The organism is Parasphingopyxis marina (genome assembly GCF_014237875.1).
GTDB classification, from domain to species: domain Bacteria; phylum Pseudomonadota; class Alphaproteobacteria; order Sphingomonadales; family Sphingomonadaceae; genus Parasphingopyxis; species Parasphingopyxis marina.
The window spans coordinates 112,908-134,133 of the sequence record NZ_JACJVJ010000003.1 but is presented as its reverse complement, the minus strand read 5'-3'; the positions used below and the strand labels follow the sequence as shown (position 1 = coordinate 134,133).

Here is a 21,226-nt window from a genome sequence, read left to right as displayed (position 1 = left end):
CCCGCTCACGCCCTGTAGAGAATCTTCCAGTCGAAGCAGACCGACGGCTTGTCGGACCCCACGACATGGATGGCGACGCCGGTGGTGAGCATCGTTCCGCCCTTTTCCTCGGCGACGTCGACGATCCGCGTATGCCCGTGGACCGAGGCACCCGCCGGAACCGGCGCGACGAAGCGCACGCGTTCGAGACCGTAGTTGAGAGCGCTGCCGTGGCCGACGACGACGTAGCCGGCGCTGTTCTTGATAACCGGCGAGAGCGCGAGCACCAGGAAACCGTGCGCGATCGTCGTGCCGAACGGGCTCGCCGCCGCGCGTTCCTTGTCGACATGAATCCATTGGCGGTCGCCGGTCATCTCGGCGAAGGCCGCGATCATGCTCTGGGGCACCTCGACAGAGGCGCTCCACGGACCGAACTCTTCCGACTTTCGGGCCTCTAGCGCGGCAATGGCGTCGAACCGGATTTCATCCATCACGTCACCTGGTCTTTCCTGATCGCGGCGCGGCGCTGGGCAAGAGCGCGCGCCTCGCGCTGTTCGTTCTCGATCGCCCGTCCCAGTTCCTCGGCCATGGAATGGGCCATGGCCCGCTTGACCTCGGCCATCGCGGCGGCATCGTTGCCCGCCACCGCCCGGGCCAGTTCGTTGGCTGCGGCGGGAAGATCGGCATCGGCGACGACACGGCTCACCAGTCCGGCCTCAAGCGCGGCTGCGCTGTCGAGTGTCGCCCCGGTCAGGAAAATTTCCTTGGCGCGCGAAAGGCCGACGATCGCCGACAGCAGGCAGGTGGAACCCATGCCGGGCATCAGCCCCAGCCGCGCGAAGGGAAAGCCGAACAGCGCGCTCTTGCCCGCGATCCGTATGTCGAGCGGCAGCAGCATCGTCGCACCGATGCCGACCGCCGGACCGTTGACGGCGGCGATGACGGGTTTGGGAATCGCAAATAGTTCCGGCGCGAAATCGGAAATGAAATGCTCTTCGCCGATGCGCTTTCCGTTGCGCCCGCGCTCGCCGTCCAGAAAGGCCCGGTCGGCCCCGGCGCAGAAGGCACGCCCGGATCCGGTCAGCAGGATCGCGCCGATGGCGGCATCGCCGGCTAAAGCCCTGAACGCATCGACGAGTTCGTCGCCCATATCGGGCGTGTAGGCGTTGAGCCTGTCGGGCCGATCGAGCGTGATGACGCCGACATTTCCGTCGCGCTCGATCCGGATTTCGCGCTCACCGCTCATCGGGCTGTTCCGGCGTCAACGGCGCCCAGCGCGGCGCGCGGCGTTCGAGAAAGGCGTTCACGCCTTCCGCGAAATCAGGCCCTTCGTTATGCGCGAGGATTTCCTCCCAGGCGGCGTCCAGCGCCTCGTGCAACGGCAGCTCGAGCGACTGCCAGATTGCACGCTTGGTCCGCCCCATGGCCGAAGGTGAATTCTTCGCGATCGACGCGGCAAGCTCGCGGGCCCGCTTCATCAGACAGTCCGGCGCGACGACTTCCCCGACCATGCCGAGCGCCAGCGCGCGATCGGCCGACATGCGTTCGTCGCGTCCTACGAGCGAAAGCCTCAGCACGGCCTCGAGCGGCATCCGCCGCGCCAGCGAGACCGGTTCAAGCCCCGCGACGAGACCCACACTGACATGGCTGTCGCAAAAGGCCGCATTTTCGCTGGCCAGGACGATATCGGCATCGGCGACGAAATGGAGGCCTCCGCCGACGGTGAGCCCGTTGACCGCGCAAATCACCGGCTTCCAGACCCGGTTCTGCAACCCCGTCCATCGAATGGCGTGATGGCTGGGCGCGCTTTCCCTGTCCAGTTTCGGCAGATCGGCCACATCGGCGCCGGTGCAGAACGCCTTCTCGCCGCTGCCCGTCACGATCGCGACGATCGCTTCGGGATCCCGATCGAAAACCTCCCAGACGCGCGGCAGTTCGCAATGCATCTGGTGGTTGATCGCGTTGTGCCGACCGGGCCGGTCAAGCGTGATGACCGCGATGCCGTCCGCGACCGAATAGGCGAGCGTTTCAAACACGCTCCGGCTCCTCGTCGATCGTCAGACGGGCGATCTCCTCTTCCAGAAACGCATCATCCCAGTTGAGCAACTGCCACTGTTTGGCGCGACGGAAGAAGAGCTGGGGATCGGCTTCGATCGTGTACCCCAGCCCGCCATGGACCTGGATACCGAGCGCCGAAACGCGGCGGAACATCGCGCAGGCCTGCAGCTTCGCGATGGCCGCCGCGGATTGATAGGCGCGGCCGTTGTCCCGCCGCCAAGCCGCCTGATAGACCAGCGTGCGGCATCCCTCGATCTCGACGATCGCATCGGCGAGATAATGGGCGATCGCCTGAAAACCGCCGATGGGACGGCCGAACGCCTCCCGCTCTTTCGCATAGGCGGTGCTGATTTCGTGGATGTGCTGGGCAGCGCCGACGGCCTGCGCCGCGAGGACGACGAGCCCGGTACACATTGCGCCATGCCAAGCGGCCCCGATATCGGCGTCCCCTGACAGAATTCGGTCCGCGCCAACAACGACATCATCGAATGCAATTTCAAAACAGGGCTCCGTCGCGAGACTTTCCTGTCTGCGGATGGACACGCCCTCGGCCTCCCGGGGTACTATCGCCGCGGTTACCGCACCGGTTTTCGGGTTGCGCGCGAGAACGAGCAGATCGTCCGCGACACTGGCAAACGGCACGAAGTGCTTCGTTCCAGAAAGCCGTGCCCCTTCGTCCAGAGGCGTCAGTTCGGCACCCATGGCCGACAGGTCGTGGCCGACACCGGACTCGAGCGTGGCCACGGTCATGATATGGCTGCCATCGGCTATTCCCGGCAACCATAACGACAACCAGGACTCCTCGCCCGAACGCGCGATCACTTCAGCAGCGAGGATCGAACTTACGAAATGCGGGGTCGGCACCAGGAATCTGCCGAGTTGCTCGTGGACCAGGGCACATTCGAGAAGCCCCATTCCGAGGCCACCGAACCGTTCGGCGATGGCGATGCCCGGCACGCCCAGCTCGCACAGAGTGTCCCAGAACTCGCGCGGGAAGCCGTCTTCCTCGGCCTCGGTTCTGCGCAATGCCTCAAGCGGGAACCGATCCTCGCAAAGCTGGCGCAAGGTCTCCTGCAACAGCGCCTGCTCTTCGGACAGTCCCAATTCCATGTCGCGCAATTTCCCTAGCCAGTCGTGCTTTCAGGGATGTGCGCGGGGCGCCGTCTCCATCTCAACTCTGTTCGCGCTCACATTCGACGGGGCGCTCACGGTCTCCACTTCACGGCAGGGCAGTGCCAGGGCGAACGGGACCGCGCGGTCGCCGGCAGCGCCAGGCGCACCGTCGCCGTCGTCGCCCGCGTATCGTCGAGCGAAATCTCGATATCGATCTCCACCCAGGTCATGGCGTCCACCTCGGCCGAGATATCGACCACCATCCCGCGAAACTTCGCAGTACCGCCGGGACAGACCGGCCGTCGCATTGAGAAACGCAGCCTGCCGATCCGACCGGACGGACCGCTCCAGTCCGTAACGAAGCGGCTGATCAGTCCCGCCTGGGTATAGTTGTTCATTATGATGTCGGGCAGGCCGGCGTCCCTGGCCCAGTCGGGATCGTGGTGCTGCGGCTGCCAGTCGCGGCTCGCCGCAGCGCCCATGCTGACGAGCTTGCGCGTTATCGGAATGTCGAGCTTGGGCAGGCTCATTCCGATATGCGGGGTGGGAGGCGCCGTCATGCCGCGACCTTTCCATAGCCAAGAAGATGAAGGGTCTGGACGCCGGCCAGACTGCCATCGGGCTTGCGATAGACGACGTCGATTTCCCAGTCGCGCCCCAGGCCCAGCCTGGTTTCCCTTTCCTCGCCAACGCTCCGCAGAATTTGCTCGGCCCTGACCGAATCTCCTGCACGAAGCGGATCGTGCAGTTCCAGCTCGACTTCGGTGACGAGACCGTTTTTCAGGCCCAGCGCGTCCTTCACCATGAAGTGCAATTCCAGGGTGCGCAGCGCCGGCCCCTCCCGACCCGGCATCCATTCATGCTCGATCGCCCAGCTCGGCAGCATCGTCGGCGGCGCGATGACCGTCTCGGTCTCCTCACGCGAAACTGAATAGTCCCAGTACAGCGGATTTCCGTCTTTGACGGCGACGCAGAAATTGGTCCAGAGGCCCTGTTCGACGGTCACGACATGGTCAACGACTATGACCGGTTTGCCGAGCCAGTCCTTCACCTTTTGCGGCAGATCGCTCATCGGTCCCCTTCCCGCAGCGCAATTGCCGCTCCCTTCTGCTGATCCGCATCTAGGCGCGCGGGCTTTCAGGCTGCAATCGCATCAGCCCCAACGCGATCCGACTGCGAGCGATATGCGAGCAGCGGCAGACGGTGCTTTGGGACTAGGCCTCCGCCCCGATAACGGAGAGGAAGAGGAGGCATGATTGGGACTTGACCAGTCCTTGTGGATCGGTACCGACGGCGATCCCGACTGCGACGATATCGCAATCGGCGAAGCCGTATCCCGCTCGGCGCGGCTATGGCCGGATGTCGAAGCCGCCGTCTTCGCTTGCCAGCAGAATATCGACGAGGTCCGCTGGACTTTCGCCGAACTCGACGCCCTCTCGACGCGGCTCGCGCGGGCGTTGCTCGATCTCGGCCATTCGCCTGGAGACAGGATCGCGATCTGGGCGCCCAATCATCCCAATTGGATCCTGCTCGAATATGCGATCGCCAAGGCGGGAATGGTCATCGTCGCGATTAACCCGCTCTATCGCGAATCCGAGCTGACCTATGCGCTCAACGCCTCGGACGTGACGACCATTTTCCATGCAGTCTCGGTCGGCGGTGTTTCCATGGCGACGACGATAGACGCTGTGCGCGGCGACACGCCGTCTCTTCGCAACATATACGACCTCACCATCGATCTCGACCGGCTGCTTTCCGGAGCGGCTTCGGACGCGCAGCTTCCCGCGGTGGCGCCTCACGATCTTTTCATGATCCAGTATACGTCGGGCACGACCGGCGTTCCCAAGGCGGCCTGGCTGCCTCACGGTGCGATCGCGACGATTTCGGCGCGCACCTATCGCCGTTGGGACTTCGGGCCGGGCGATCGGGTCTGCCACGGCTTCCCGATGTTCCATGTCGGCGGATCGGGCAATTCGACGCCGGGTTCGCTCATCGTCGGTACGACAACGCTGCCCATCCACATATTCCGCGCGGGCGAGGCGCTCGATATCCTGGAACAGGAACGTTGCACCGGCTTTATCGGTGTCCCTTCCATGCTGACCGCGATGATGGAGGACGATTCGCTCGGCACGCGCGATCTGTCTGCGCTCAAGCGTATCGTCGTCGGCGGAGCGGCCGTCCCTTCCCCCTTCCTGCGCCAATGCGAAGACACGTTCGGCGTGGAAATGCTCAATGGCTACGGTCAGACCGAGAGCTGCGGCGTCAGCGCCAGCGTGCGCCCCGGCGACGATGCGTCGAAAAAGACCGGCACCAGCGGCCTCGCCCTGCCTGGGGTCAGCCTGAAAGTGGTCGACGCCGAAGGGCGGATCCAGCCTTGCGGCGTTCCCGGAGAGCTTTGCGCAGACGGTCCCGGAAAGATGATCGGCTATGGCGATCCCCAAGCGACCCGCGAGGCATTCGACGCCGAGGGCTGGCTGAGGACCGGCGATATCGCGACGATGGACGGGGACGGCTATGTGACCATCGTCGGCAGGCTGAAGGACATGATCATCCGCGGCGGCGAAAATCTTTATCCCGCTGAGATCGAAGCCTATCTTATCGAACATCCGGACATCGCCGAAGCCGCCGTGATCGGCCTGCCCGACGAGAAATATGGCGAGGAACTGTGCGCGGTTCTGCGCCCCGCCTCCCCCGACCACGAAGACGCGAACACGATCCTGGAATGGTGCCGCAAGCGTGTCTCGCGCTGGAAGGTTCCGCGCTACATCGCCTTTGTCGACGCCATGCCGACGACCGCTTCCGGCAAGATCATTAAACACGAATTGCTGCCGCTGATGGCCGAGCAATTTGGCCTTCCCACCGACCAGCCCAACGGAGCAGAAACATGAACTATGACGGCTATGAAGCCCTGAAGATCGAAAAGAACGGTTCGATCCTGACGATCACCATCGACCGGCCCGAAGTGAAAAACGCCGTGAATCCGCAGGTTCATGACGAATTTTCCCGCATCTTCCTCGATGTCGACCGCGATCCCGAGGTGTCGGTTGTCATTCTGACCGGTGCAGGGGACGCCTTCAGCGCGGGCGGCGATATCGACTGGCTCACCTCGCTCCATGGAGACATGGCGGCGACCGTAGCGAGCATCGAGAACGATCGTCGGATCCAGAACGCGATGCTCGATCTCGAAAAGCCGATCATCGCCCGGGTCGTCGGACCGGCCGTCGGACTGGGCTGTTCGCTCGCCCTGTTCTGCGACTTCGTCTACGCGACGCCCGAGGCACGTTTCGCCGATCCGCACGTCGCGGTTGCGCTGGTCGCTGGCGACGGCGGCGCGGTGATCTGGCCGCAACTCATCGGTTACGCCCGGGCGCGCAAATATCTGCTCACCGGCGATCCGATCTTCGGCGCCGAAGCGGCCGAGATCGGATTGATCACCGCCTCCGTCCCGATCGAGGAGATCGACGAGGTCGTCGCGGCCATGGCGAACCGGATGGCGAGCGGCGCGACCCAGGCCATTAAGTGGACCAAGGCGTCGATCAACGCCGGTCTCAAGGTAACGGCGAACGCGATCATCGATCGGGCGGCCGGCTACGAGAATCTCACCATGCTGACCGAAGATCACAAGATCGCCGTCGACGCCTTCCGCAATCGCACGAAGCCCGCCTTCGTCGGTCGCTGACGTGACGATGCTCGATCTGGCCGGCAAGACCGCCGTCGTCACCGGTGCGGGTTCGGGATTGGGGGAAGCGATCGCCCGCCATTGTGTCGGTCTCGGAGGCCGAACCGTGCTGGCGGATATCGACGAAGCGAATCTGGAGAGAGTCGCTGGCGATCTCGCCGGACAAGGCGCTGAACTCCTGGCCGTCCCCGCCGATGTCGCCAGCCGCAGCGCGATGGAGGCGATGGCGGACGCGTGCTTCGAACGCTTCGACGACTGCGATTATCTTTTCAACAACGCCGGCGTCGTGATCCACAAGCCGCTGGCCGACTGCTCGACCGAGGACTGGCAACGGATAATCGATGTGAACCTGATCGGTGTCGCCAACGGGATTGCGGCCTTCGTTCCACGCATGATCGCGGCGGGCCGGGGCCATGTCGTCAACGTCGCTTCCATGGCGGGCCTCGTTCCGCTCGACGGGTTCGGCATCTACGTTGCCAGCAAATATGCCGTGGTCGGCCTCAGCGAGGTGCTCGCCGCCGAACTCGCGCCGGCAGGCGTCGACGTGACCGTGGCCTGCCCTGGCTGGATCGCGACCGCCATCCAGAATGAGGGGGGCGATGTGGCGCCGGCCTTCGCCCCCGAGCTCATGCGCGTCATCACCGCGGACGACGCCGCGCGGATCATCCTCGATGCCGTCGAACGAAAATGCCTCTTCGCGCCGACCCATCCCGAATGGCGTAGTGCGGCGGCCCAACGCGCGGACAGGCTGCTTTCCGCCTTCGACTCCGGCCGCTGAATTCGCCGCGCTGGCCTCCGATTCCTTCGACCAATGTTGTGAGGGGAACAGAAGCAAGACGAGTATGATCTGAGCGAAGCCTCACCTAATTCCGATCGTCGAAGAAACGGTGCAGAGATCCTTCGCCAGAAGGTTCGAAACGGCCCGCCAATCCGCCGATCGCGCATGGCATGCCGGAAACCGCCGTTATTCGGCGTTCTCTCCAGTGGGGTCCGCCCGTCTCCGGGCGGGCCTCTTTTTTGTCGGTGCCCGCAACTCCTACCGAACCGGCCCCCACCACTGCCCGAAATGGCTCATTGTTCATCTACGCATGGCGTCGGTCACGAAGACAGCGAATAGCAATCATAGAACTAGGCGAAGCTTTCGCCGAGGATACGCACAAGTCCGCGCCGTTCAGCTGGAGACCCGTTCGCTATAGACTCGGCGGAGCATCACTTTTTCAACTGATCTCTGCCAGCTCGACTTGGCGATCAAGAGGGCGTGATTGCGCGTCCCTTTTTTGGATACGCCTCGTCGACGCGCGGAGGCGGCTTGCATCACCGTGCCGATGACGAACGGCTTCGAAATCAGGCCGGTTCGCGATACTCATCCATCAACGGCCGTGCTTCCCTCCAACGACCGCTCTCAGTCAGTTCAAGCGGTTGCGTACATGTATCGCAAAGCGCGACATAGATATCGTCGCGCTTCCTGATGGATCCTTGCGAGGGTTTGTGTCGTTTGAAGAGGCAGCGGACGGTCATAACGCCATCTTAACCGAAGACTTCGATTCGCAGCTACGCCCGGGACGGGAAAAGGACGGAATCCGTCTCGACTGTTGCAGGAACACAGCAGGCCTGACACGCAGGAGAGCGTAAGACGCCGCGCCTCGACGGCCGCTATTCGACTAGTTGGTAAATCTCGCCGATGGACGGTTTATGCCGCAACCAACGTATCCCAATAGGGCGTCGCCCTCACCGGAATCCTGAAATTTGGCAAACCGGGATGAAACCCGATAACCGCCCGCCTAACTCGCTCTCAATCGATGAATACGCCCGAGCGCCCGAACCAGTACGTCTTTGTCCGCCGGCGCCAAATGATACGCAACCCGGCCTTCATGCGCTTCGATCAACTTCTTGGCTTCGCGAAGTTTCGATGCCCCGGCACTGGTGATTTTCAGCGGCACGACGCGCCCGTCGTCTCGGCTGTCTCGAAAATCGACATGGCCGGCGCTCTTCAACCGCCGCACCAGATTCGAAATGGTTGAGCGGTCAGATTGAAACATCTCAACAAGATCGGTCTGAACGGTATTTGGGCAATGCTCGACGACCCACAGGATCGCAATCTGCTTCTGCGTCAATCCAAGTTCCGAACAGTTCCTGTCGAAATCCCGCCGGATCATATTGTGCGCCAAGCTGACCTGAAACCCGACGATCGCTTGAAGTTCCGCAAGAACTTCGCTCTGGCGGCTGAGGATGCCAATGCGGTCGCCATGGGTCGGCGGGTCTTCTGTCAGGCTTTCCGCCACTAGGAAGCCGCGCTTTCAAGGTCGCCCTCGGCGTCCTGAGGCTCGTCTTGCTTCCTCATGAGGCGCTGAAAAATCGTGATCGACTTGTCGGCAGATGTCGGCATCGGTCTCACATCGGTATTCGTATCGATCACCTTCTGCTGAGCTTCTATCATGACCTTGTCTTCGTTGAAGGCCTGGCGGGCCACGTCGATCATGGCCTGGGCCATCTCCGCGTCGCCTTGGCTCGAATGAGGCCCCCAGCTATAATAATATCGGGTCTTCCGTTCGGAGACGGCGGTCACGGCCTGGCTCGTGAAATTGGAGAACAGCACGCGGCGATTCGGGTCCGGTTCTTCATCATGGCAGGCCTCCGCCGTGCCTTTCTCGAAGATTGCGGTGTAAAGCAGGAAAACCCCCGGCAATATGAAATCGTAGCTTGTCCAAATATCGACTTTTTCATGCTCGGCGGCTTCACCGAGCGGCGGCGTCGGCGGTGTGTTCCGGATCCAGCGCGATGAGCGAACTCCGTCCGGCAGGACTTCGAGATTCGGACGATTGAGCGACCAGGCCTCGTCGGCACCGAAGCTGTTGGCATGGACGTAAGCCAGATGGGTCAAATCCAGCAGGTTGTCGTTGATCAGTTCGTAATTGGCGTCATATTCGAGCTGGCCCGTCTTCAGCACCCATTCGGGATCGTCGAGAGCCTTGGAATCGGCGATACGGGCAGGGTCTGCGCGTTCCGGATCACCCATCCACACCCATATCCAATTGCTTTTCTCGACCACCGGATATTGGCGAACGCACGCTTGTTTGGGGATCAGGTCCTGGCCGGGAATTTCCGTACATTGCCCCCCGGCATCGAATTTGAGGCCATGATACATGCATCGTATGGAATCGCCTTCGACGCGTCCGAGAGAAAGCGGTGCCATCCGGTGCACGCAGCGATCTTCCAGAGCAGCGATCTTGCCCTTCGATGTCCGGAAGAGAACAATCGGATCGCCGACGATCATTCGTGCCTCGGGCTTGTCCGAAAATTCCCAAGACCAGCCGGCCACATACCAGCAATTCCTGATCAGGTTGGTCATCTGTCCATTCCTCCTCGTCTGAGGGTCTGGTGCCAGGGCTGGCGCGGCCGCGAAAATACCAGGGTCCGCGCCCGGCGAACCCCGGAGGCCGGGAGGTCGCTAGAACTCGAAGCCCACCCGCGCGAACCATTCGGCGGGGCGGCTATAGGTGCCGTAAATCTGGCCACCGGCGATCTGTGCCTGGCCGGTTATGATATAGCGCTCGTCGAACAGGTTGGTGCCGCCGACCGTGATCGACCATTGTTCGCTCGGCGGACGGAAGGTCACACTGGCATTGAGCATGTCGACCGACTGCCGGCGAAGCAGGAGCGTCCGCTCGGTGTCGTTCCAGAGCGAAGACGTATGGGTGTAGTCCGCCGACATGGTCAGCGTACCCAGCTCTCCGATCGGCAAGGTCACGCTCGGACTGATATTGAGCGAAAAGGTCGGCGCCTTCGGCAGGTCGGCGCCTGCGAATGTTCCCGCCTGGAACGGATTTGCAGCAACCACCGACTGCGGGAGCACGTTCGTATATTCCGCATCGGTAAAGCCTACCGAAGCATCGAGCCGAAAAACCTCGTTGGGAACGATCGACACCTCGAACTCGGCGCCCCTGATCCGCGCGGTGCCGGCGTTCTGGATGGTCGGCGACACACCCTGCTGAAAGTTCAGCTGGATGCCGGTATATTCGGTCGTGAAAACCGCCATGTTCAGGGTCATCAAACGGTCGAACAGCGTTGACTTGATGCCGATCTCGAAGCTTTCAGCCTCTTCTTCGTTAAAGTCCGGCGCCGTCGGCAGCGGGTTAGAAAGGCGCGTCGTCCAGCCGCCGGTCTTGTAACCGCGCGACCAGGTTCCGTAGAACATCACATCGTCGACCGGATAAAGCTGGACGCTGACCCGCGGCGAGAAATTGTTGAACGACTTGGTCTGTGTTCCCGACACATAGTAGCGGAAGGGCTGGTTGGGATCCGGGAAACCGAGCGCTGCGGCGCAAACGGGGCCCGGCGGCAGGCAGTTGAACAGGTCGTAGTTGAACCCGCTCAGATCCTGCTGGCGTCCGATGAAATCCTTGCTTTCGTGCGTGTAGCGGCCGCCGACCGTGAAACCGAGCCAATCCGTGGCGCGCCAATCGATCTGCCCGAACGCGGCATAATTTTCGGTGTCGAGATCGTTCGGGCCGAAAACCTGGAGCAACGCATCGCTGAAGGTCACGAAATCGTTCATCGATCCCGATTCGGTGAAGTAAAACCCGCCAAACACGAAATTGACGTCGCCGTCGAAAGCGCTGCCCTGAAGCTGGATCTCCTGGCTGAATTGCTCCTGGTCCATGCCGAAGCTGGTGTGCAGGATCGCGAGCGGAGAGTTGTCGAGATCCATGCCGACATCCCAGTCGATCCGCCGATAGGCGGTGATCGACTTGACCAGAATGTCGTCCGTAAGGTCGAACTCCAGAGTCGCCGACACACCCCAGTTTTCGAGCCGGGCATAATTGTTGCCGGTCGCATAGCTCTGGTCGATGTCCTGCGTAATGAAGCGGGAATCATAGGGAAGCAGGTCGGGAGCCGGGTTGCCCGGGAAGTTTACGCCGCCCAGCACGGGATCGGCCAGCGGCGGCGCTGTATCGTAGCCGCCGACATTGTGACGCGGCCCGCAAAGATTGGCGGCATTTCTCGCCGCAAGGTCGGCGGGAGAGGCGCCGATACAGAAGTTATAGAGCCCGGCGAACAGGAAACCCGAAGCGCCGGTTACGACGTCGAGGCCGGTTCCCGGAACGTTGTTGGCAGCAAGGCCTGCAAAAGCGCCGGGCACGAATTCGGTCGTCGCGATAACGCGGTTGGCGATCTGATTATTGTCGGATTTCGAATAATCGCCGCTAAACGATGCCCGGAAGCGACCGCCATTATCGTAATCCAGACGACTGCGTATGCTCCATTCGTGCGTGTCGCCTTCGTCATTGGCGGTTTCGTAGTCATTGGCCAGAAAATCGGTGTATTGGAGCGAATTGCCTGCCAGCGCAGCGCCGGGGCCATCATAGGGGATACGCTCGAGATAGCCGTCCCGGTCGTGAAAGCTGCCGGTAATCGACATCGCGACCCCGTCGGTGATCGGAAGGTCGACCGTGCCGCGAACCCGGATGCGGTTGAAGCTGCCGGTGGTAAAATCACCGCGGACCCGGAATTCATCGCCCGGCGCGCGGGTAACGATGTTGACCGCGCCGCCGATCGTGTTGCGGCCGAATAAAGTGCCTTGCGGGCCGCGCAGCACCTCGACCCGCTCGACGTCGAGCAGATCCTGATTGGCACCGACCGTACGCGCGAGATAGACGCCGTCGAGATAGATGCCGACGCCGGGATCGATATTGAACGCGAAGTCGTTGGCGCCGATGCCGCGGATATAGGCCGATAGAACCGCCGAGGACCCCGAAAAGGGCGTACCGCCGTCAAGCGTGACATTCGGCGCGACCCCTGAAAGCTGCGATACGTCAGAGACACCGCGCTGCTCAAGCGCGTCGGCGGTGAAGGCCGAAACCGCAATCGGAACGTCCTGCACATTTTCTTCGCGGCGCTGGGCCGTCACGACGATCGGCGCGTTGCGCGCGCTCGTCTCGCCCGACGCGCCCTGATCCTGCGCATAGGCCGGCACTGAAATGCTCGTCAGCGCGGCAGCGCCGGCCAGCAATTTGGCTTTCAGATTATCCATTTCTTCCCTCCCGGATGGCGGCCTCGATTTTGGCGATGGCCATTATTGTGCGATTCTTCGGGAAGCCGGCACTCGCTGGCCGGGCCTCCCTGTCTCTCAATCAATTCCCATGCTCTTGCGGATCGGCGTCGCTCTGCTCGATCCACTGCGCGAGCGCCTGAAGTTCGTCGTCGGTGATTTCGCTCTCCCGAAAGGCCGGCATCGCGTTCATTCCATTGCGGACAATGGCGTGGATCGTCTCTGCGGGCAGGCCTCGGCCCAGGAGCACCGGCCCGACATTCGCGCCATGGCAATAGCCGCACACCCGAGCGTAGATGCCCTCGGGCCCCTGGGAGGCGACGGCATCGAGAGCCGCGGTCGATCCCACGAGGACACCGTCACCGCGCTCGACTCCCGGCCCGCCGCTCCCGCATCCGGCGACCAACACCGGAAGCGCCAACCACAATCCTCGTCCCAAACTCGCCCTCCTTCGAAAAAGAGTCCGCGACCAAAAAACTGGCCACGGACAGGGAGATGCCACTTCCCGCATCAATAGCGCGGCAATGCAGAAACGAGCGCGGACCAAAACGCGTAAAATCTGGTTTGAGAGTGCAATCGGAAGCGGGATTCGCACTCTTGTCCTAAATATCATGCACCCCGATCCGCCAGAATCGTCCGTCCGGCATGTAGAGTCCGGAACCGATGGCCGCCCTGAGAGGCGCATTGGTGGAGGATATGGCGTGGACGATGGACTCAAACGCCGCGAAGTGCTCGGCGCGCTGGGCGTCGCGACAGCGGGACTGATGACACAATCCGTATGGGGACAGGCACCGGAAATCACCGTGCTGCCGCCGGGCATGGACCGCAATGGCTTTACGCGCGCTCTGAACGAATTGCGCGCCATCGTCGGTGCCGATTTCGTCTACGCGGCGCCGGACACGGTGCTGCCATATAAAAAGCGCTTCATCCCGGATGTCGAGGACAGGCATCGGCCTTCGGGCGCCGTTGCGCCGCAATCGGTCGAAGAGGTCCAGCGCATCGTCGCGGTGGCCAACCGTTATCGCCTGCCGCTCTGGCCGGTCTCGACGGGCAAGAATATGGGGTACGGACAGACATGTCCGGCGACCACCGGCCAGATGATCCTCGATCTCAAACGCATGAACCGGATCATCGATATCGATCCCGAGCTGTGCACCGCGCTCGTCGAGCCCGGCGTTACCTATCAGCAGATGGCGGACTATATCGCCGAACACGATCTGCCGCTCTGGCTGGACGTGCCCACCGTCGGGCCGATCGTCGGCCCGGTCGGCAATACGCTGGACCGCGGCGTCGGCTACACACCCTATGGCGAGCATTTCATGGTCCAGTGCGGCATGGAGGTCGTGCTGCCGGACGGCCAGCTGCTGAAGACCGGCATGGGATCGACGCGCAATCCATCCGCCTGGCAGGCGTTCAAATGGGGTTACGGCCCCTATCTCGATGGCCTGTTTACGCAGTCGAATTACGGCATCGTCACCAAACTCGGCATGTGGCTGATGCCCGCGCCGCCCGCTTACAAGCCTTTCGTCGTTCGTCATCCCGATGTCGGCGATGTCGAGGCGATCATCGACGCCATGCGCCCTATGCGCATCAACAACATCATCCCGAATGTCGTACTGATGATGTCCGCTGCCTATCAGCTGGCGATGTTCAACCGCCGATCCGATTTTTTCGATGGCGAAGGCCCGATCCCCGACGGCGTGATCGCGGATGCGGCGGAAGCGGCCGGGCTCGGTATGTGGAATACCTATTTTGCGCTGTACGGCACGCCGGAGATGATCGCCCTTAACGAGGAAATCGTACGCCAGGCCTTCGAAGCGATCGGCGGCGAGGTGCTGACCGAAGCCGAAATGGGCGACAATCCCTATTTCCACCACCATGCGACACTGATGCGGGGCGGACTCAGCCTCGAGGAAATCGGCATCGTCCGCTGGCGGGGCGCAGGCGGCGGGCTCGCATGGTTTGCGCCGGTCGCCCCCGCCCGCGGATCGGAATCGATCGAACAGGTCGAATTGGCAAAGCAGATACTCGGCCGCTACAATATGGATTACACCAGCGCCTTCGCCATCGGTTCTCGCGAACTGCACCATATCGTCGCGCTGCTCTATGACCGGTCGGACCCCGATCAGCACCGGCGGGCGGAACGCTGCTATGAGGAACTGGTCACCGGCTTCGGTACGCGCGGCTGGGCATCCTACCGCACCGGTGTCCAATCGATGGATCTCGTGGCCAGCCAATATGGCGATGTGAACCGCGCCTTCAACGCGCAGCTCAAGCGCGCAATCGACCCCAACGGCATCATCGCACCGGGAAAATCGGGCATCGCATAGCGGGCCGACCGAAACGATGCTCAAAATGGACGCCACCGCCGTCGAGAGACGTCAGCTGATCCAGCGAATGATGGATGCCGAAGACGCGCGGCGATGATGCTATAAGACGATAACGAGGCGACTGGAGAGGAACGATTGCCATGCGGTATACCGACAAGACGGTCCTGATCACCGGCGCGGCGACGGGCATCGGCAGGGCGACAGCGAGCGCATTCGCCCGCGAGGGCGCCGCCGTGATGATCGGCGATCTCGATGAAGGCGCGGCGCAAACCGTGACGGCCATCGAAGAGATGGGCGGCCGCGCGGCGTGGCGGCATTGCGACGTTTCGGACCTTTCAGAGACCGAAGCTCTGATCGCAGACTGCGCGACGCGGTTCGGCGGGCTCCACGCGGCCTTCAACAATGCCGGTATCCTGACGCCCTTCGCGCCGCTGCATGACACCGACCCGGCGGATTATACGCATGTCATGGCCGTAAACGCCGGCGGCGTGTTCAATGCCATGCGCGCCGAGATCAGCTGGATGATCGAGCATGGCGGCGGCGCCATCGTCAACACGGCAAGCGTCGGCGGCGTTATCGCCAATCCCGGCATGGCCCCCTATATCGCCGCCAAGCACGCGGTCGTCGGCCTTACCCGCACAGCCGCGCTGGACTACGCCCGGCTCGGCATCCGAACCAACGCCATCTGTCCTGGCCTTGTTCGGACAGCAATGACTGCCGACTGGTTCGAGGATGCAACCTTCATCGATAGTTTTTACGAAAGTTCGCCGATCGGGCGTGCCGCGGAGCCGGCGGAAATAGCCGGCATGGTGTTGCACCTGTGTTCGGACGAAGCGAGTTTCACCAATGGCGCCGTTATCACGATGGATGGCGGACAGACCGCAATCTAGAAGGGAGAGAGACATGGTGTTCCGATTACTTGCCGCGCTGCTCTTGACGCTCGCACCGCTGCCCGTCCTGGCGCAGAATGCCGGCCAACAGCCGCTGACTGTAGAGGTGTTGCGCACCAGCGAGGGTTCGCTCAACGCCAATATCGCGTTGATCATGGGCCGGGAAAAAGCGGTGCTCGTCGACGCGCCTTTCACCATGGCCGATGCACACCGCGTGGTTGGAATGGTGCTCGACAGCGGCCGCGAACTCGAAACCGTCTTCATCACGCACGATCATCCAGATCATTTCTTTGCGATGGAGGTGCTCACCGAGGCCTTCCCCGGTGTGCGCATTGTCGCTCATCCTACGGTCGTCGCGGATATCTGGCGCTCGCTGCCGCTCAAGGTCCTTCGCTGGAGTCCAATGCTCGGTCCCAATGGGCCCCGAATGCCGAGCGCCCCGACCGCCCTCGATGGAAACACGATCATGCTCGAAGGCCATGAACTCCGGATATTGGGGCCGATGCAAGGCGATCACGTCCATGCCACTGCCCTCTATGCGCCCGATATCGACGCGCTATTCGCGGGCGACCTGCTTTATAACGGCATGTATATGTGGTTTGGCGAACATGGCCGCGAGGAGATCGCCGCTTGGGGCGAAGCAGTGGCAGATCTGACAGCCCTCGACGCGGAAATCGTCGTCGCCGGCCATAGCCGTCCCGATCTCCCCAACGATGCGTCCAGCCTGATCTTCAGCCGCGACTATATCGCCTTCTGGCTCGGTGCGATGGAGCAGGCCGAAAACAGCACCGAGCTGCGTGCGATGGTTGAGCAGCGTTTTCCCGACGCCATAGACGCACTCGGCGATTTCATCTTGGGAAACAGTTCGCGGATCAGCATGGGCGAGGAGCCACGCTGGGAGGAATAAGGTTAGGGCGCCCCGTATTTTCGGTAGTCAGTCGGTGATTGCCCGCACCCTTCTCTAAAACGCCGCGCAAAATGGCTGGGATCGGAGAATCCACTGGACCAGGCAATATCCGCCATACGGTATGCCGCGTAGCGTTTGTCCTTCAGCATCATCGCGGCGTGCGAAAGCCTTATTGCCATGAGTTCCGCGCCGTAAGTCGTGTGATTGGATGCAAACACGCCATGGAGGTGTCGTTTGGAAATACCCGCCAGCCGCGCCGCCTTGGCCGGTGAAAGTTCGGTGTCATCGAAACGGTCGCGCAGGATATTCATCAGGCGGCTGAAGAGTTCCTCCTGATGGCGGCTCGCCGGTTGGCCGCCGTTGCCAGCCATCAAGGCAAGCGTCGCGCCGATCTGATCGCCAATGACATTGCGAGAAAGCGGCGCATCGACCAGCCCGCGTGACGAAACAGCCTGCAACAACGAAGCCAGCGTGGCGCCCCAGGACTGGGTCCCGTCGAATGGCGAAGCCACAATCGCCTTGGGATGCGCGATCCACCTGCGCAGCCACCGGTCTTCGATATGCGTGCTGAGGCACTGGCTGCCTTCGTCGAACCGCAACTCGAATGCCTCGCTATTGTCCAGCAGGACGAAATTGCCTTCGGGCACCTTCAGCTCTCGTCCGCAATGTTGAAAATATGCCGGCTTTTCGAGAACGAATACGAGTTCATACGTTGCTTGGCTGGAACGCCGCGCCATGGAGTGAGAGCGCACGACACGCTGAGGCGTCGAATAAAACTGGTTGAGACTGATCTGCCCGAGCCCGAAATGCCGCATTTTGGCGCCGAACTGGTCGGCATCCAGGCTGACGATGTCCATCTCCATGACCGAAGCGGAAAGGAAATTTTTCCAGCTTTCCAAAGCTTTACCGCAGATACGGCCTTGAATCGAATGCTCGTAGTCGATCGTTGGATCGAGTAGCATGGACAAGATCCCCTCCTCGCACCCGCTTGATTTGGCGGAATGTCTTAAGAACACTTGCTAGCACAAGCGCCACGTGCCGCCAAAGATCGGTACAATGTTTCAAATTCTACATTTCGCTTGGTGAAATACGGCTGACTTCCATGTGCATCCAGACCCCGCTGCATTTGACCATAACCGGACTAAGGACGCGAGTATTTTGGCGGGTTGTTTCAACCTAGCTATCCGGCGCTCGATGTCACCACGTTCATTCTGGCAGGAGAACACCCGCCGCGACGGATCATCCAAATAGCCAGAACAATTCTATTGTTATGCCAGTTGCATTTTTTGTTATACCAGATTAGGCAATAGCCTCGCCATGCCGGAGGAAGGGATGCGAGCAAACAGATTTGCGCGTCTGAGAACGCGCTATGCGTCGTACAAATTTCCCGTCCCGGGCTCGCCCAACCGGGGAGCCTACCTGCGGTGACGATGGTCAACGCCTATGACGGCAACGCGGCGGATATCCTGGAACCTCGCGAACGCGCGATGGTGGAAGAACGCGCGCGCCTGCTCGGACCCGCCTATCGGCTGTTCTACAAGCGGCCTGTCCATTTCGTGCGCGGCGAAGGCGTGTGGCTCTTCGATACCGACGGCAACCGCTATCTCGATGCCTATAACAATGTCGCCTCGGTCGGCCATTGCCACCCGCACGTCGTCGACGCGATCTGCACCCAATCGCAAACGCTGAACACGCATACGCGCTATCTCGGCCAACCGATCCTCGATTACGCGGCACGCATTCTGAAGACCTTTCCGCCCGAACTGAGCCATGTCATGTTTACTTGCACGGGCAGCGAAGCGAACGATCTGGCACTGCGCATCGCCCGCGCCTTCACCGGCAAGCAAGGCGTGATCGTTACCGAAAACGCCTATCACGGCGTAACCGAATCCATCGCTGCCGCGTCGCCCTCGCTCGGTCCGGACATAGCCGGCCGGAAGCGCATCAAGACCGTGCCTCTACCGGGCGAAGGGCAAAAAGCGGGCGCGCAATTCGCCGACGATGTGCGGAAGGCCGCGGCGGGATTCGAAGAGGAAGGCGTCGGTCTCGCCGCCCTGCTTGTCGACCCGATATTCTCCAGCGACGGCCTGAGACCGGATCCCGCTGGCTTTCTTCGGCCTGCCATCGACGAAGTCCATGAAGCCGGCGGCGTATTCATCGCCGACGAAGTGCAATCCGGCTTCGGGCGGACGGGTAGCCATTTCTGGGGGTTCGAACGGCACGGTATCGTTCCCGATCTCGTTACCATGGGCAAACCGATGGGCAACGGCCATCCGGTCGCGGCCGTTGTCGCCGCGCCCGCGGTGGTCGCGCCCTTCGGCAAGAGTGTCCGCTATTTCAATACGTTCGGAGGGAACGCCGTTTCCTGCGCGGCGGCAAATGCGGTGCTGGACGTCATCGAGCGGGAACAGCTGACGGCCAATGCGGTCGCGGTGGGTGCCTATCTCGCCCAAAGGCTCCACCGGGCCCTGACCGGACACCCGGCGATCGGTGCCATCCGGACGGTCGGCCTGTTCGCCGCCATCGACATTGTGGAAGCCGAAACCGGCAAAAAGCCGGCCCCCCAAGGCGCGGACCGGATCGTCAATGCGATGTGCGACAAGCGCATATTGATCAGCGCGACCGGGCGCGAAGGCCATACGCTCAAAATCCGGCCGCCATTGATTTTCGAAACCGGTCATGTCGACATTCTTGTCGAAGCCCTGTGCGACATAATCGGCACCCCAACCCATGACATCAGAGCAGGCGAGAACCCGACCGATGAAGTTTGAAGAATATAGTAGCTATGATGCGATGGGGCTCGCCGATCTCGTCGCGAGCGGCGAGACAACGCCCGGCGAGCTGCTCGACGCGGCACTCGCGCGGACGGCGGACGTCAATCCGGTGATCAATGCGATTACCGTCGACCTAGAAGAGCAAGCGCGTGCGGCGATAGATGCCGGCCTGCCCGATGGGCCGCTGCGCGGCGTTCCCTTTCCGATCAAGGATTTGACCGTGCAGATGGAGGGTACCGTTACTTCGGCCGGGTCACGCCTCTTCGAAAACAAGGTTGCCGATCAGGACAGCGCCATCGTCACGTCCTATCGCGCGGCCGGGCTGTCACTGTTCGCCAAGACCAATGCGCCCGAACTCGGGCTCGCCGCGGTCACCGAACCAGTGCTGCATGGCCCGACACGCAACCCCTGGAATCTCGACCGCACACCGGGCGGATCTTCGGGCGGGGCGAGCGCAGCCGTCGCCTCCGGAATCGTGCCTGCCGCCCATGCCAGCGACGGGGGAGGATCGATCCGGATCCCGGCATCCTGTTGCGGCCTATTCGGCATGAAGCCGACACGGGGCCGCGTGTCGCTCGCGCCCTCGACCGAGGGTTGGGGAGGCCTGGCGGTCCAGCACGCACTGACCCGAACCGTGCGCGACAGCGCGATGTTGCTCGATATCGCCAGCGGCCCGCGGCCCGGCGATCACTATTGGCTCGCCAAGAGCCCATCGCCCTTTGTCGACGAAGTCGGACGGCAACCGGGGCCGCTGCGTATCGGATTCACGACCGATGCGTTGATCCATGGCGCGCTCGACCCGGTCTGCAAGGACGCCGTGCTCGATGCGGCGCGGCTGTGCGAGGAGCTAGGCCATAATGTCGAGGAAGCGCGGCCTCCGGTCGATTTCGTGGAGATGGCGATCGCTGCCAATGTCCTCGTGACCACTTCCGTCGTGGATATGCTCGAAAGCGAAGCTGCGACACGGGGGACGCCTATCGAGAAAGGCGAGCTCGAGCACCTGACCTGGATGATCTACCAGGACGGACAGGAAACCAAGGCGCACGAATATCTCGCTGCCCAGGCAAAGGTTATCCAGATTTCGCGCAAGGTGGCGGCTTTTTTCGAAGATTATGACGTGCTGCTGTTGGCAACCGTCGCGCAGCCGCCCGTGGCGGTCGGCTATCTCGACACGAACGCCGAAGATCTCAGTACCTATGCCGAGCGTCTCTTCTCGTGGATTCCCAACACCCAGCCATTCAACGTCACCGGCCAACCGGCGATGAACATGCCGCTGACATGGAGCGAGGAAGGCCTCCCGATCGGCGTCCAGTTCGCTGGCCGCTTTGGCGATGAGGCGACGCTGTTCCGGCTCGCGGGCCAAATTGAGAGCGCCCGGCCATGGGCGCAGCGTTTTCCGGCCAAGCCGTTTCGACCTTGACCAAGGGCCGGGCACGCGATCGGACGA

19 protein-coding genes are annotated in these 21,226 nt (G+C 62.1%); 8 read left to right on the top strand and 11 right to left on the bottom strand.

The window, feature by feature from the left end:
- Positions 1-5 precede the first annotated feature (5 nt).
- The 6 genes from H6P80_RS15190 to H6P80_RS15165 form a co-directional block, all read right to left on the bottom strand.
- Positions 6-470, bottom strand: a complete 465-nt coding sequence (locus H6P80_RS15190; protein ID WP_185802498.1) for a MaoC family dehydratase — start codon at positions 468-470, stop codon at positions 6-8.
- On the bottom strand, positions 470-1,225 hold the full coding sequence (locus H6P80_RS15185) for an enoyl-CoA hydratase/isomerase family protein (protein WP_185802268.1): 756 nt from the start codon (positions 1,223-1,225) through the stop codon (positions 470-472). The genes H6P80_RS15190 and H6P80_RS15185 overlap by 1 nt, the downstream gene beginning before the upstream one ends.
- Positions 1,215-2,015 carry an enoyl-CoA hydratase/isomerase family protein gene (locus H6P80_RS15180; RefSeq protein WP_185802267.1) on the bottom strand — a complete coding sequence of 267 codons (801 nt, stop codon included), beginning with the start codon at positions 2,013-2,015 and terminating at the stop codon, positions 1,215-1,217. The genes H6P80_RS15185 and H6P80_RS15180 overlap by 11 nt, the downstream gene beginning before the upstream one ends.
- Positions 2,008-3,147: an acyl-CoA dehydrogenase family protein gene (locus H6P80_RS15175; protein ID WP_185802266.1), complete on the bottom strand. Its 1,140-nt coding sequence runs from the start codon at positions 3,145-3,147 to the stop codon at positions 2,008-2,010. The genes H6P80_RS15180 and H6P80_RS15175 overlap by 8 nt, the downstream gene beginning before the upstream one ends.
- Positions 3,148-3,242: 95 nt before the next feature.
- Positions 3,243-3,710, bottom strand: a complete 468-nt coding sequence (locus H6P80_RS15170; RefSeq protein ID WP_185802265.1) for a MaoC/PaaZ C-terminal domain-containing protein — start codon at positions 3,708-3,710, stop codon at positions 3,243-3,245.
- Positions 3,707-4,222 (bottom strand): FAS1-like dehydratase domain-containing protein, encoded by a 516-nt coding sequence (locus H6P80_RS15165; RefSeq protein ID WP_185802264.1) that lies wholly within the window; start codon positions 4,220-4,222, stop codon positions 3,707-3,709. The genes H6P80_RS15170 and H6P80_RS15165 overlap by 4 nt, the downstream gene beginning before the upstream one ends.
- A 184-nt stretch (positions 4,223-4,406) precedes the next feature.
- On the opposite strand from H6P80_RS15165, the gene H6P80_RS15160 reads away from it, so the two are divergent.
- The 3 genes from H6P80_RS15160 to H6P80_RS15150 are packed head-to-tail and all read left to right on the top strand — an operon-like array spanning position 4,407 to position 7,607.
- Positions 4,407-6,038, top strand: a complete 1,632-nt coding sequence (locus tag H6P80_RS15160) for a class I adenylate-forming enzyme family protein (protein WP_185802263.1) — start codon at positions 4,407-4,409, stop codon at positions 6,036-6,038.
- Positions 6,035-6,829, top strand: a complete 795-nt coding sequence (locus tag H6P80_RS15155) for an enoyl-CoA hydratase/isomerase family protein (RefSeq protein WP_185802262.1) — start codon at positions 6,035-6,037, stop codon at positions 6,827-6,829. The genes H6P80_RS15160 and H6P80_RS15155 overlap by 4 nt, the downstream gene beginning before the upstream one ends.
- Before the next feature lie 7 nt (positions 6,830-6,836).
- Complete coding sequence (locus H6P80_RS15150) at positions 6,837-7,607, top strand: SDR family NAD(P)-dependent oxidoreductase (protein WP_235973986.1); 771 nt, start codon at positions 6,837-6,839, stop codon at positions 7,605-7,607.
- Positions 7,608-8,610: 1,003 nt separating this feature from the next.
- Here H6P80_RS15150 and H6P80_RS15145 read toward each other — a convergent pair.
- From H6P80_RS15145 to H6P80_RS15130, 4 genes are all read right to left on the bottom strand, one after another.
- Positions 8,611-9,111 (bottom strand): MarR family winged helix-turn-helix transcriptional regulator, encoded by a 501-nt coding sequence (locus H6P80_RS15145; RefSeq protein ID WP_185802260.1) that lies wholly within the window; start codon positions 9,109-9,111, stop codon positions 8,611-8,613.
- Complete coding sequence (locus H6P80_RS15140; protein WP_185802259.1) at positions 9,111-10,178, bottom strand: aromatic ring-hydroxylating dioxygenase subunit alpha; 1,068 nt, start codon at positions 10,176-10,178, stop codon at positions 9,111-9,113. Before H6P80_RS15140 ends, H6P80_RS15145 begins: the two co-directional genes overlap by 1 nt.
- A gap of 99 nt (positions 10,179-10,277) precedes the next feature.
- Entirely contained in the window at positions 10,278-12,860 is a 2,583-nt protein-coding gene (locus tag H6P80_RS15135) for a TonB-dependent receptor (RefSeq protein WP_185802258.1), read from the bottom strand.
- A gap of 100 nt (positions 12,861-12,960) precedes the next feature.
- Positions 12,961-13,287, bottom strand: coding sequence for a c-type cytochrome (locus tag H6P80_RS15130; protein WP_328805046.1), 327 nt, complete (start codon positions 13,285-13,287; stop codon positions 12,961-12,963).
- A 292-nt stretch (positions 13,288-13,579) separates the two neighbouring features.
- On the opposite strand from H6P80_RS15130, the gene H6P80_RS15125 reads away from it, so the two are divergent.
- The 3 genes from H6P80_RS15125 to H6P80_RS15115 all read left to right on the top strand — a co-directional run bounded on the left by H6P80_RS15125 (position 13,580) and on the right by H6P80_RS15115 (position 17,005).
- Positions 13,580-15,208: an FAD-binding oxidoreductase gene (locus H6P80_RS15125; RefSeq protein WP_328805045.1), complete on the top strand. Its 1,629-nt coding sequence runs from the start codon at positions 13,580-13,582 to the stop codon at positions 15,206-15,208.
- Between the two features lie 140 nt (positions 15,209-15,348).
- Positions 15,349-16,098, top strand: a complete 750-nt coding sequence (locus tag H6P80_RS15120) for an SDR family NAD(P)-dependent oxidoreductase (protein ID WP_185802257.1) — start codon at positions 15,349-15,351, stop codon at positions 16,096-16,098.
- A gap of 13 nt (positions 16,099-16,111) precedes the next feature.
- A complete protein-coding gene (locus H6P80_RS15115) occupies positions 16,112-17,005 on the top strand; it encodes an MBL fold metallo-hydrolase (protein ID WP_185802256.1) in 894 nt (297 codons plus the stop codon).
- Positions 17,006-17,007: 2 nt separating this feature from the next.
- Here H6P80_RS15115 and H6P80_RS15110 read toward each other — a convergent pair whose 3' ends face one another.
- Entirely contained in the window at positions 17,008-17,967 is a 960-nt protein-coding gene (locus H6P80_RS15110) for an AraC family transcriptional regulator (protein WP_185802255.1), read from the bottom strand.
- 468 nt (positions 17,968-18,435) lie between these two features.
- Between H6P80_RS15110 and H6P80_RS15105 the strand changes: the two genes are divergently transcribed.
- Entirely contained in the window at positions 18,436-19,776 is a 1,341-nt protein-coding gene (locus H6P80_RS15105; protein WP_185802495.1) for an aspartate aminotransferase family protein, read from the top strand.
- Positions 19,766-21,199, top strand: coding sequence for an amidase (locus H6P80_RS15100; protein WP_185802254.1), 1,434 nt, complete (start codon positions 19,766-19,768; stop codon positions 21,197-21,199). The genes H6P80_RS15105 and H6P80_RS15100 overlap by 11 nt, the downstream gene beginning before the upstream one ends.
- Positions 21,200-21,226: the final 27 nt, after the last annotated feature.